The following is a 12933-nucleotide window of genomic DNA, read 5'->3' on the forward strand; positions in this document are numbered from 1 at the left end:
CGATTACCGCCGGGTGTTCGATGCCCTTCCGACGCCCTGCCTGATCCTGGATCGACGGTTCAATATCGTCGGAGCCAACGACGCGTATTTGCTGCAGACGCTGACCCGTCTGCCCGAGATCCTCGGCCGCCCGATCTTCGACCTCTTTCCCGCGCCACCGGTCGCCGCCGGCGCGGCGGACGGCGCGAGCCTGCGCGCCTCGCTCGAACGCGCGCTCGTGAGTCGCCAGCCCGACCCGATGCCCATGCAGCGCTACACCCTGCGTCGCCCGCCGGAGCAGGGCGGCGGATTCGAAGAGCGCTACTGGAGTCCGCTCAACGTGCCGATGCTCGACGAGTGGGGAGAAGTCGCGTACCTGCTGCATCGCGTCGAGAACGTCACCGAGATCGTGCTGCAGCTGCGCAACAGCGAGCAGACCTTGCGCCTTGCGCAGCAGATCGGACGGATCGGGACCTTCAAGTGGGACATCGTCCGCAACGAAGTCCATTGGTCGCCGGAGATCGCCGCGCTCTACGGCTTGCCCGTCGAGCCCTTCAAGGATGCGCTGAGCAAATGGTGCGACCTGATTCACCCGGACGAGCGCCCGGCCATCGAAGCCCTGGTCGGCGAAGCCTTGCAGAGCGGAATATTCGAAGCGGAGTGGCGGGTGATCTGGCCGGACGGCAGCGTGCATTGGATTGCCGGGCGGGCCGAAGTCCACCGTGACGACGCGGGCCGGCCACACACGATGCTGGGCGTCAATATCGACATCACCGACCGCAAGACCGCTGAGGAAATGACCCGCCAGGTCGCGCTGCACGACCCCCTCACCGGCCTGCCCAATCGCGCCCTGCTCGGCGAATTCGCCGAACACCTGCTCGCCACACTGCGCCGCCGGCGCCGCAAGGCCGCCCTCCTCTTCATCGATCTCGACCGCTTCAAACCGATCAACGACACCTACGGACACGATGCGGGCGACGCCGTCCTGAAGGATTTCGCGAAGCGCCTGACCCATCGCCTACGCGGCGAAGATCTCGTCGGCCGCATCGGCGGCGACGAGTTCGTGACCATCCTCGCGCATGTCCACGGCGAGCATGACGTCGGCGCCATCGCGAGCCACCTCCTCGACGATCTGGGCCGCCCCTATCTCGCCTGCGGCGTCGAAGTGGCGCTCGCGACCAGCATCGGCATCAGTCTCTTCCCCCGCGACGGCAACGACGTGGACACACTGATCCGCCGAGCCGACATGGCGATGTACGAGGCCAAGCGCCTGCAGTGCAACGCCTACCGCTTCTTCCGGCCCGAGCTCGACCTGGACCGCCCGCCGCCGCCCCCGCCCGCAAACTGAGCCTCACTTGCGCGCGCCGTGGCCCCACGCGAGCACCTCGACCTTCACCGGCGCCAGTCCTTCCTTGACGATGCCGAGCTTGGACGCCGCGGCCGGCGAGAGATCGATGATGACGCCCTTCTTCCAGCTCTTGCGCGCGGGGCCGCGGTCGTTGATGCGCACCAGGGCCGCGCGTCCGCTCTCGCGCGCGGTGATCCGCACGCGCGTGCCGAGCGGATAGTAGGGATGGGCGGCGACCATCTCATGGCGGTCGAACGGCTCCCCGCTCGCCGTCTCGCGCCCCTGCAGCCGGCGCGCGTAATGCGACGCGAGCCCCACGCGCGTCTCGAGCACGTGCGTCCTCGTCCGCGCGTGCGCATGCGCATGCGCCGCAGCGTCCGCCGCCCAGGGCTGCAACACCGCTGCCAGCACCAGCGCCCACACAGCCGCCTTGCGCCTTGCGCGCGCCTTCGAGCCCTCTTCCATCATGTCGATCTCCTTTTCGTCCGGGATCGCAGAAAACGCATGCAAGCGGCGACCCCGACGGATGCGGGAAGCACCGCCGCAAGGACGCGAAAAAAATCCCTGCAACCGGCAGCGAATGCCGGAGGCAGGGACAACGCTCACGGGGAGAGGGAGGGGCCCCGAGGGGCCTGAGTCCAGTGAGCGTGGAGCACGAAGCGGGCGTAAGGGGCCTAAGGGGCTAGGCCGGCTGCGCCTCGATCGACGCATCCCGGGCACCGACAGCGTCGGCCCAGAAGGTGATCGCGCGCCCGCTGCGCAGCGCGAGGCCGGTCAGCAGGGCTTTGACGACGGCGTCGTCCGGCGGCAGGAAGACGGCCGCATCGCCGTTACGGCTCATGCAGCTCCCCTCCTTCGCCGTCCAGCGCCAGAAGCCGCTTTCGACGAGCAGATGGACGCGCACGAGTTGCACCGGGCCGGCATCGTCGATCGCGAGGTCGACGTCGATCGCCGCAGCGCCGGAAAACCGGCCCAGCGTCTCGACGAGCGCCATCAGATTCGACGAGGGCAAGATCTCGAACTCGCCGCGAGCCAAGGCCCCCAGGAGTGCCAGGTCGACGGAATCCTCGGTGATCAGGCTGTCCGCGGCGTTCTGGATCTCGGCCTCCACCGCATGCCGCTCCTCGGCGGCGTCGGGCGCCTCGCCTGCGCGCCACGGCTGGTCGCCGACCGCGAGCAGCAGGCCTTCCAGCACCTTCTTGAGCTCGTCCGCAGGCATGCGGCGGCCGCGTTGCTGACCGCGCAGCGCCGACCTGAGGGCACGGCGGGCGACAAGCAGTCCGCCTTCGGCCAACTCGTCGCTCGCGACGTCGCGGCAGAAGCCCAGGCAGGCAACGATGCGGGTCAGGCGGGCCAGCGTATCGGCGTCCGGCTGGCGCGTGGCAGGCGCAAACAGGTGCGCCATCGCCGGACTGCTGAAATGGTCGAGGTCATCGAGCGTCAACATCAAAGCCTCCAATCGTCAGGGTGAGCGTCCGGCTCCACGCCGGTGCGTCGCATCCACGGACAACCGCTCCTTCCCGCCCGACAGGATGCCGGAAACCACCATAACGCCATTTATTTTGCACTGCAACATACAAAATGCATCAAAGCGAAACGGCGTTTGCGAGCTTCTGCCTCAGCCTGCCCGCAGATGGTCATCCGTGGACTCACCCGCATAGGCGGCCCACATCGTGTGGCAGGCATCCTGAAAAGCCCGCGCCAAGGCCGCGTGCTCCATCAGCGCCGACGATCGCATGCGCTCACGCCCTTCGGCCCTGACGCGATCCATCAGCGCGTCGTCCGCGAGCAGGCGTCGCACCTGCTCTGAGAAGCCCGCGGCGTCCCGCGCGACAAACTCGGGCAGTCCGGCGTTCTCCATCACCATCGTCGTGAAGCGGCCGGCATGATGCGCCTGCTCGAAGGTCACCGTGGGGACGCCCATCCACAGTCCGTGCAGGGTCGTCGTGTGGCCGGACCACGGCGTGGTATCGAGCATGAGGTCGATGTCCGAATGCAGCTCCAGGTACGCCCGCATCGGCAGCGAGCCTCGCAGCTCGACCCTTTCCGGCGCGACGCCGCGCTGCGTCAGCCGTTCGAGCAAGGCCGCCTGGATCCCCGCGTGGTGCAGGCCCTGCGCGAGGATCAGCAGGCGCGCATCGGGAACACTGCGCAGCGCAGAGCACCACAGATCGAGCGCGCCGTCGCTGATCTTGTTGAGCCGCGCGACCGAAGCGAGGACGGGGTAGCCCTTGCGCTTCATCGGCCGCTCCGCGGGCAGCGGCGCTCCCGCCGGCGGCGTATAAGTCGCGAAGCAGTTGCCGAGGCGGACGAGCTTCTCGCTGTAGTGCGCTTCGGTGAGTCCGGGTGGATCGAGGAGGGCGTCGCTCAATACGTAGTCGATCGTCGGCAGGCCGGTCGTCGACGCATAGCCGAGATAGGACACCTGCACCGGCGCGATCCTGCGTCCGAACACTTCGACCCGAGGCGAGGTCATCCCCGCCAGATCGAAGAGGACGTCGACCTGATCGGCGCGAATTCGCTCGGCCGCCGCACGCGGGTCGCGCGTCGGGTAGAGTTCGACCCAGCGGTCGGCGAGCCTCTGGAAGCGCGCCGTGACCTCGTCGCGATTGGGTGCGTCGAAGTAGAGGAAGAGCTCGAAACGCTCGCGGTCGAGGTGTCGCAAAAGGCCTTCCAGAAAGAAGGCCACCGGATGTTCGCGAAAGTCCGGCGAAACGAAACCCAGCCGCAGCTTGGCGCGCGGGCCGGGTCGGGGGATCGGCGGCGCAAGCGCAGCTTCCGCCGCACAGGCCGCGACCAGCGCCTCCCCCCAGGTCCTATGCTCCGCCAACAGTCCCTCGCCGTCAAAGGGCTCCAGATAGCTCAAGGCCGCCAGTCTCGACAGCGTCGCCTCGGGGCGCGGCACGCCCTTCCAGGTCTCGCGCGCCTTGTCGATTTCGCCGAGGGCGAACAAGGCCGTGCCGAGATTGAAACGGGCGACCGGATCGTCGCGCTGAAAGTCCAATGCACGCGCGGCGTGATCCGCAGCACCGCGGTAGTCGTGCAGGACGTGGAGGCAGGAACCGAGGTTCAGGTGGAGCGTGTAGCCGCCGGGCCCGAACTCCAGGGCCTTGCGATAGGCTTCGGCGGCCGCCGCGCTGTCTTGCTGCCCCTGTCGGGCGATGCCGGTCAGCGAATACACGTCGGCGTTAGGCGAGAAGTCTTCCAGGTAGGCCTCGAAGACCTGCAGCGCCATGTCGTACTGGTCGAGCTGGATGAAGCATCGGCCCATGTTCATCACGGCGGCCGGATAGTCGCCCCCGGTGTGCCGGATCGCTTCCGCGTACGCCTTGATGGCCTCCGCGTAGCGGCGCAGCGTGGTATGCGCCATGCCCAGGTTGAACCATGCGACGGCGTTCTTCGGACTGATCCGCGTCACGCGCTGATAGCAGTCCAATGCCTCACCGTGGGCGCTGCGCTGGCCATAGGCCTGCGCGAGCAACATCCAGGCTTCCTCGCCTTTCGGGACCTTCGCGACCACCTTCTGCAACTCGCGGATCGCGTCCTGGGCCTTACCGGCGGCTAGCTGGGTCCTCGCGCGCTGCAGCGCCTTGAGCGTGCGTTCAGGATAGACAGTCATGGCAGGAATCGTGAAGGGGTAGGCCGGGGGATCGAATTCTACCCGCATGCCCTGTCGGACGTTTCGCCGCGCGGACGCAGGCGCCGACATTCCTTCCCGCGCGGCGTACATCCATTCAAATGCCCCTTCCCCCGCCTAAAGATTTATCATCTCCGCAATCCCGAGAGCTCGCGAAAACTTACCGTTTGTCATGCTGAATGGAACGATCGACCCTGCCCTGATCGCGCGTTGCGAACGCGTCGCATGCGGATGTGCGATCGCCGTGATGGTCATCGGAATCGCCGTCCTGCTCGGATGGTGGCTGCAGATCGATGTGCTGACGGGCGCGGTCCAGGGTCGCCCTCCGGCCAAACCCAATACCGGACTCGGCTTCATCCTCGCCGGGCTGTCGCTGTTGGCCTCGATGCGCCGCAAACCCGGCTCGGGCTGGGGCACGCTCCACCTCTCGCTCGCCGGGGCGCTGACCGTCCTGGGCGCGCTGACGGGCATCGAACACCTGACGGACTGGAATCTGGGCTTCGACACGCTGCTCTACGATCCGGCCCAGCGATCACATGGCTTCATTCCGACCCCGCGCATGGCTTTCGCGACGTCGATATCCTTCATCCTGACCGGGCTGGCATTGCTCGGGCTGGACAGCCGCGCGCGCATGGCATCCTGCGCGGCGGCGCTGGGCAGCAGCGTGATCGGCGTCCTGGCCTTGATGGGCTACGTCTTCGGCGTTCCGGCGCTGTTCCAGGCCGACCCGTATTCCGCGGTGGCGCTGCCAACCGCGGTCGCATTGGTGGCGATCAACATCGGCATTCTCCACGCACGACCGCGTCGGAGGCCGATCGCGGTCCTCATCAGCCGGACCGTCGGCGGCGTGATGGCGCGCCGCCTCCTTCCGCTCGCGGTGACCGCGCCCTTCCTGCTCGGCTGGCTGTCCATCCGGGGCGAAGCGGCCGGGCTGTATGACGCACGGTTCGGCATCGCCCTGCTCTCGCTGATCTACGTCGTGCTGTTTACGGCGCTGATCTGGCACACGGCCGAAAGTCTGCGCCGCTCGGATCACCGACGGCTGTCGGCCGAACTCGAACGGCGCCAACAGCAGTCGCAGCTCGCGGGCATCATCGAAACCGCGATGGACGCGATCGTCATGGTCGACTCGACGCAGCGCGTCGTGCTCTTCAACCCGGCCGCCGAAGAGATGTTCGGGCGCTCGACGGTCGACGTGCTGGGCGCGCCGCTCGACATCCTGTTGCCGCAGCGCTTTCGTGAGGCCCACCGGGAGCATGTCGGCGCCTTCGCCAACGATGCCATGGGCCGCAAGGGGCGCGTCGGGACGATCGTCGGCGTGCGCGCGAACGGCGAGGAGTTCCCGATCGAAGCCTCGCTCGCGCATGTCCAGGTCGATGGCGAGCATTACCTTACGGCGATCCTGCGCGACGATACCGAACGACGCGAAGTCATGGAGGCACTGCGGGCCAGCGAAAAGCGCGAGAGCATGCGCGCGGCCGACCTGTCGACCCTGCTCGACGCGGCGCCGGCGGCAGTGTGGATGGCCCTGGACGCCGAGGCGGCCGACGTGCGCGGCAACAAGGTCCTGTACGAATGGCTGCAGCTACCCGAAGGGATCAATATCGCGCCCTATCTGCCTTACGGCGGAAAGCGGTCGAACATCCGGCTGCTCAAGAACGGCGTCGACATTCCCGTGTCCCAGTTGCCGCTGAAGCGGGCGGCTGCGGGCTTCGAGGTGCGGGACTACGAATATCAGCTCGTGAGCGCCGACGGCACCAGCCGGCACCTACTCGGCAACGCGACGCCTTTGCTCGACGAATGGGGTCGGCCGCGAGGCGCGATTTCCGCCTTCGTCGACATCACCGCGCGCTACGAAGCGGAAGTCGCCATGACGACCGCGAGAACCGAGGCCGAGCGCGCGAACAACGCCAAATCCCGCTTCCTCGCGGCCGCGAGCCACGACTTGCGCCAACCGCTGTCGGCGCTGGCACTTTACATCACGGTCCTCGAGGACAAGCTTTCGGCGGCTGACCTGCCGGTGGCCACCAACATGAAGGCCTGCGTGAGCAGCCTGAGCGAACTGCTGACCGATCTCCTCGACCTCAGCAAGCTCGAAGCCGGCGTGATCACCCCGAATGCTTGCACCTTTTCGGTCGCGGAGCTGCTCGCGGACCAGATCTCGATGCACGCGCCCGAAGCCGACCTCAAGGGACTGCGGCTGGATTGCCGGCCCGCACGCAGGATGGCGCGGACCGACCCGGTGCTCTTCAGGCGCATTCTCGGCAATCTGATCGACAACGCGATCCGCTACACCGACCAGGGGGGCGTGCTCGTGGCCTGTCGCCGACGCCGAGGCAAGACCTGGATCGAAGTCTGGGACACCGGTATCGGCATCGCCGAGGACAAGACCGGCGAAATCTTCGAAGAATTCCGGCAGTTGCACGACGAGGCGCGCACGCGCGGCAGCGGCCTGGGTCTTGCGATCGTCGCGAAGGCCGCCGCCTTGCTCGGCCTCGAAATCAGCGTGCGCTCACGGCCCGGTCGCGGCTCGGTCTTCGCGATCGAACTGCCGCTCGTGTATGAAGTCTTCCAGGCGGAAACGGACGGCGGGGACTTCAGCTACCGGCCGCTCGGCATCGGCCTCGTCGAAGATAACCTCCTCGTGCGGGAGGCGATGGCGAGCGCGCTGCAGAACGTCGGCCATCGCGTGCTCGCCGTGGCGACAGGGGCGGAACTGTGCGCGGAACTCGAGGCCTTCCAGCCGGACATCGTGGTCTCCGACTACCGGCTCGCGCAAGGCGAAACGGGCTTCGACGTGATCACGGCGGCGAGAGCCTTGCTGAAGCGGAATCTGCCGTCGATCATCATCACCGGCGACACCGACCCGAGACTGATGCGCAGCATGGCCGCGCGCGGCATTGTGGTCCTGCACAAGCCGCTCGACATGGAGACCCTGCAGGCCTACCTGCATGACATGACGAGCGAGGAGCCGATTGAGGCAGGATGACAAGGGAGCCGGCCAGGTCGCTGTCCGGATGCATCTCACGCGTCCGGGAAAAAACTTGAGCGTCGCACGAGTCAATTTTAATAGAATAAAAGTCTTTGAATCGTTCGGAATGAACATGTTTAAGCGTTGCGTCGGCCGTGTCGGATTCGTTGGGACCGTCTTGCTTTCTTCTCTTTTCGGCTCCCCACTGCATGCCGAGGAATATGGGAGTATCTATTTTTACGGCTATCTGAAACACGCCGACCCCAAGCCGACGGCTCATGAAGGCGGAATGGACCTGTTCGGCTTGTCGAAGGAATTGCACTCCGGGCCGTACCAGTTCGATACCGGCATAAAGACCTATGTCGATACCTATGGCAAGCGGAGCTACGCCATATTCAGCAACGTTTCCCACGAGAATTTCCGCTACGGCCTCTTCACGCCGATGCTTGGGCTGACCTGCACCTATAAGGGCGAAGACTATGGCAGCGACAAGATGCGGGTCTATTGTCTGCCCTTGCCAGTGCTGCGAATCGGCGAAAAAAAGGGGCTGTTTGCGGACCTGAGCGCGCTGCCACACGTCGGTCACTACACGAACGGTTGGGCTTCGCTCGAACTCGGCGTGAAATGGTAGGACCTTCGGGCGTCGCGCTATCCCCTTGACCGCTGCAGTCCGAGCGCGAAAATCACGCCGTCCGCGACGTTGCGTGCCGTGATCGTGCCGCCCATCTTCGCCATGTAGGTCTTGGCGACGAAGAGGCCTTGTCCGCGGTTGCCGTGTGCGCCCGCCTCGGCCTGGTCCGAGACGCCGTATTCGAAGATCTTGTCGATGAAGTCTGCGGGAATCTGCGGCCCGCTATTGTGGATCGTGACGGTCGCGGTCGTGTCGCCGGTTTCGAGGCCGAGCGTGATCGGCGTGCCGGGCACGCGATAGCGGTCGGCGTTGCGCAGGATGTGCGAGAACACGTCTTCAAGCGGGTACTCGTCGGCGCGCACCAGCACCGGGCCGTCGCTCCAGGCGCAGCGGACGTTGTCGATTCCGGCGTTTTCGGCGACGTTCTGCATGAATCCGGCGACGTCGAGCGCCTGCACCTGCAGGCTGGAGCTCTGGAAGGCCTCGCTCGGGCTCGCGCTGCCATAGAGGACGCGCACGGCCTGCTGCATGCGGCTGATGTAGCGGTGGCTCGCGTCGTCCTCGCTGCGATGAAGCGCGAGCAGCGACTGCAGCGGCGACATGATCTCGTGGCCGACCGCGTGCCACATGTCCTTTTCCTGCTCGGCGCGGATGCGCTCGCGCTCGGCGTCTTCCTTCACGCGGCGCAACAGGTCGTCGAGGCCGGCCGCGAGGAGACCCAACTCGTCGCGGCCGCGCAAGTCCGCGAGTTCGAAGCGTTCGAGGCCGCCGTCGGCATGGACGCTGCGCGACAGGCCGCGCGTGCGGCCGGTGAGCCTGCCGATGCGGCGGACGATGCCGATCTCGATCACGAGCCAGGCGAGGCCAATCGCACCCAGCATCGCGACGACGAACCACGACACGCGGGTTGCGACCGCCGACAGCACCTTGTTGACGCTGCGGGCGTCGCCCTTCAGGCGCAGTTCGTAACTGCCCATCGGCGTCGCCACTTCGTCGGCGAGTTCGACGACCGGCGCGTCGAGGCTGTCGACCGGCAGCCGCCGGATCAGGCGCGTCAGCAGCGGCGAGGTCTCGTCCAGCGCTTCATCCTTGCCCGAAAGTTGGACCGTCTCGGCGTCTGCGCTGCCGGCCTTGCGGATCGTCAGCGTCTCGCCGGGCAGCAGCAGCGTCGTCAGGTCGTCGAGCGCGAACGCGGGCATTGCGCCCGCGTCGTGGCTGTCGAACAGCGCGAGCCCGTCGCCCGGCGGCAGCACTTCGACGCGGACCTGGAATTCGTCGAGGTCAGGCGGCGGCCAGGTCGGCTTGTCGCGCTGGAAGAGCGCATCGCGCAGCACCTCGACCGGCAGGCGCAGCGAGAAGAAGGATTTTCGATCGCAGTCGGCTTCGTCGTCGCGGGCGGCGTCCAGGCACTTGCCGCCCTGCCACACCCAGCCGCGGAATTCCTTCACAGGCCGGGCGCCGGTGTAGTCGCGATCGTCGAATTCGACGTAACCGGTGAAGCGGCCGCGCACGCCTTCCCCTCGCCCGCCGTTGCCCGCGAGCGGCTCGAAAGGCGCGAGCCAGCGATAAGTCTGCCCGCGCAGGCTGACGGTGACGCGCAGGCGGTGCGCGCCGTCGAGGAACTCGTCGCCGATGCGGTGGGCTTCGAGCGGGCCGCTGACGAAGGTGCCCGCCGCATAGATGAAGCCGCCCGCCCAGGGGTTGTTGCCGATCGCGACGCACAGGCTTCCCGCATCCTTGTATTGCACGAGGCAGCCCGCCATCTCGACGGCCGTGCGAACCTTGGTCTGGTCGTCGAAGTCGATCGCGGAATACGGCAGCACGACGGGACGCCCGTGCGAGGCCGCCGCGGCATCCCAGCGCGGATTGAGGAGTGCGAGCTGGCCCGACGGATGGCGCAGGCGCGCGACGATCTGCGCCTTGGTCTTCGTGAAGCCCGCCTGGTAGTTGTCGTAGCTGCGCTGCTTTTCCTCCTGCAACACGGCGATCGCCATGGCGAGCACCGCGACGGCGAGCAACAGGAAGGCCGTCCGAAAGAGGATGCGCAGCCGGAACGAGGCCAGCCATGCGAGGAAGGCGCCCGTCGAGGCGCGCACGGAAGCGCTCACTGCGGCCCTCACTCCGTCCTCACCGGCTGCGCGCGGCGGCTGCCAGATCGGACCAGCGGAAGCCGCGCATCGGGATGTTCTCGATGCGGTCGAAGTCCTCGTCCAGTTCGCGGAAGGCTTCGCGGATGGTGCTGATGTGCTTGCGGATGTTGTCGCGGTTGCGTCCGCTTTTGACGACCTGGAAAAGCTCGTCGTAGGACACGACCTCGCCGCGCCGCTGGTAGAGCGCGAGCAGGATGCGCTGGGCAGTGAGCGGCAGGTTCACGCGCTTGCCGCGCCACAGCGGCGTGTTCTGGCGCAGCGGGTCGAGCGAGAGCTCGTCGCCGGCCGGGGCGGCAGGTTTGTCCGCGTCGCGGTCGCGCGAGGCGCGCAGGATTTCGAGGAAGGTGTCGATGAAATCGGATTCCTCGAAGGTCGTCTTCTGCAGGTAATCCCAGGCGTCGAGGGCCTTCATGATGCTGCGGTAGATCGTCGCCGGCATCGCCGACACGACCAGCACCGGTGTGCCGCGCGCGCCCTTGTTGATCGCGTTGATGATCGCCACCCCCGCATGACGCTCGCGCCCGAGTTCGATGTCGAGCACCACCATCGCGTAGTCCTCGCGCGTGATCGCCGCCTCCGCGTCGTCGCGTGTAAACCATTGGTCGACGGCGATGCCGGGACGCGCGGCCAGGATCCATTCCTTCAGCTGATTGCTCGTCGGAATGTCGTCTTCGATCACGGCGACTCGGGTCATGGCGCGCTCCACCTCTTACAGTGCCGCCAGTATCCGCGTTTTCGCCGCGGCCGGCATGCGGATGGCGTGAAGGTTTGTTCACACCCCGGAACCTCCACCCCCTCCCCCTTACCGAAGTCGCCCCGCCGCGGCATGGAGCGCTCCACGTCCCTCGGAGGACGATGGCATCCATGGAAGACGGCGGTGCGGAACGATCTTCACGCAGCGGCCGAGGGGCTCCGGCCCCATCCCGGAAGATCATCGAGAGGAGGACGAATCATGTCGGAACGGATCAAGAACATCGTCGAAAACCTGCGCAACTCGCTCGGAAAGCTGTCGTCGGGCGTCGGCACCGCGGCCGGCGAGGTCGCACGGAAGGCGCATGGCGCGAAGATAGGCATCCTCGCGCTGTCGATCGCCGGCATCGGCGGGTATGCGCTCTACACCCATCCTCCGGTCCAGCACGTCGAGCGCGGCGAAGCGGGGGTGCGCGTGAATCTCTTTACCGGCGGCGTGCGCGAGGTGCGCGAGGGCGCGGTCGTACTGATCCCGGGCATCCACGAACTGCACCGCTTCTCGCTGCGCGACCAGATCTACAGGCCGGAAGGGGCCGAGAGCGCGGGCGGGGCGGCACCCTTCCAGAGCGTTGAGGGGCTGTCGATCGGGGTCGATGTCTCGGTGCGCTATGCGCTCGATCCGGCGCGGCTCGCGGCGATGGCGCGCGACCTGCCGCAGGACATCGGCGGCGAGGTCGTGCAGCCGGCGGTGCAGGGCGTGCTCTACAAGACGCTCGCCCGCTACACGGTGCGGGAGATCTTCTCGACGAAGCGCGAGGAGATCCGGGAGGCGGTCGAAGGCGAGCTGAAGCCGCTGCTTGAGAAGGACGGCATCAAGCTGCAAGGGGTGCTGATCGGCAAGGTGGATCTGCCGCCGGACTACAAGGCGGGCATGGAGCAGTTGCTCGCCGAGGAGCTCGCGACCGAGAAGATGCGCTACACGCTCGAATTGAAGGAGAAGCGCGTCAAGCAGACCGAACTCGAGGCGCTCGCGGACAAGGCCCGGCGCGAGACGGCGGCGGAGGCGGCGGGCGAGGAGCAGATCATCGCCGCGAAGGCGCAGGCCGAGGCGATGAAGCATGTGCTGCCCTTCAAGCAGAAGCAGATCGAGCAGCGCGGGCTGGAAGCGGAGGCAGAGAAGATCGCGCGCATCAAGAGCGCCGAAGCCACCTCGCAAGCGCGCCAGATCGAGGCCGCCGGCGAGGCGGAGTCGCGCCGCAAGCTCGCGGACGCCGAAGCCTACCGCCAGGAGCGCATGGGCAAGATCGCGAGCGAACAGCTCGCCCGCGACGGCGCGCTGATCCAGAAGAACCCGCTGCTGATCCAGAAGACGCTCGCCGACAAGCTCTCGGACAAGATCTCGGTGATCATCGCCCCGCCCCCGGCCGACGGCGGCTTCATCGGCTCGACGCTGCTGGGCACGGCGGGCCGCGCGCAGCCCGCGAGCCACACCGAAGTCATCGAAGACGTGCAGGAAGGGGAATGATC

Annotated in this window: 9 protein-coding genes; 4 read left to right on the forward strand and 5 right to left on the reverse strand. The window is 66.9% G+C overall.

Translation table 11 applies throughout. The annotated features are described in order from the left end of the window. The first annotated feature begins 13 nt into the window (after positions 1-13). A complete protein-coding gene (locus tag VJ673_RS07875) occupies positions 14-1327 on the forward strand; it encodes a diguanylate cyclase domain-containing protein (protein ID WP_324125512.1) in 1314 nt (437 codons plus the stop codon). 3 nt (positions 1328-1330) lie between these two features. On the opposite strand, the gene VJ673_RS07880 is transcribed toward VJ673_RS07875, so the two are convergent. The 3 genes from VJ673_RS07880 to VJ673_RS07890 all read right to left on the reverse strand — a co-directional run bounded on the left by VJ673_RS07880 (position 1331) and on the right by VJ673_RS07890 (position 4946). After that, positions 1331-1795, reverse strand: a complete 465-nt coding sequence (locus VJ673_RS07880) for a septal ring lytic transglycosylase RlpA family protein (RefSeq protein ID WP_324125513.1) — start codon at positions 1793-1795, stop codon at positions 1331-1333. A gap of 214 nt (positions 1796-2009) precedes the next feature. Next, a complete protein-coding gene (locus VJ673_RS07885) occupies positions 2010-2774 on the reverse strand; it encodes a hypothetical protein (RefSeq protein WP_324125514.1) in 765 nt (254 codons plus the stop codon). A 171-nt stretch (positions 2775-2945) separates the two neighbouring features. Continuing rightward, complete coding sequence (locus VJ673_RS07890; RefSeq protein ID WP_324125515.1) at positions 2946-4946, reverse strand: O-linked N-acetylglucosamine transferase, SPINDLY family protein; 2001 nt, start codon at positions 4944-4946, stop codon at positions 2946-2948. Positions 4947-5136: 190 nt separating this feature from the next. On the opposite strand from VJ673_RS07890, the gene VJ673_RS07895 reads away from it, so the two are divergent. Both VJ673_RS07895 and VJ673_RS07900 read left to right on the forward strand, forming a co-directional pair. Then, the gene (locus VJ673_RS07895) at positions 5137-7953 is read left to right on the forward strand and encodes a PAS domain-containing hybrid sensor histidine kinase/response regulator (RefSeq protein WP_324125516.1); all 2817 of its coding nucleotides are present in this window, start codon (positions 5137-5139) and stop codon (positions 7951-7953) included. Positions 7954-8062: 109 nt separating this feature from the next. Beyond that, positions 8063-8566, forward strand: a complete 504-nt coding sequence (locus tag VJ673_RS07900; RefSeq protein ID WP_324125517.1) for a hypothetical protein — start codon at positions 8063-8065, stop codon at positions 8564-8566. Between the two features lie 17 nt (positions 8567-8583). Here VJ673_RS07900 and VJ673_RS07905 read toward each other — a convergent pair whose 3' ends face one another. Both VJ673_RS07905 and VJ673_RS07910 read right to left on the reverse strand, forming a co-directional pair. Beyond that, entirely contained in the window at positions 8584-10674 is a 2091-nt protein-coding gene (locus VJ673_RS07905; protein ID WP_324125518.1) for a sensor histidine kinase, read from the reverse strand. Between the two features lie 19 nt (positions 10675-10693). Further along, complete coding sequence (locus VJ673_RS07910; RefSeq protein ID WP_324125519.1) at positions 10694-11410, reverse strand: response regulator; 717 nt, start codon at positions 11408-11410, stop codon at positions 10694-10696. A gap of 258 nt (positions 11411-11668) precedes the next feature. On the opposite strand from VJ673_RS07910, the gene VJ673_RS07915 reads away from it, so the two are divergent. Next, complete coding sequence (locus VJ673_RS07915; protein WP_324125520.1) at positions 11669-12931, forward strand: prohibitin family protein; 1263 nt, start codon at positions 11669-11671, stop codon at positions 12929-12931. The last annotated feature ends 2 nt before the right edge of the window (positions 12932-12933 follow it).

The sequence above is a fragment of the Aromatoleum sp. genome, assembly GCF_035254505.1.
GTDB lineage: Bacteria > Pseudomonadota > Gammaproteobacteria > Burkholderiales > Rhodocyclaceae > Aromatoleum.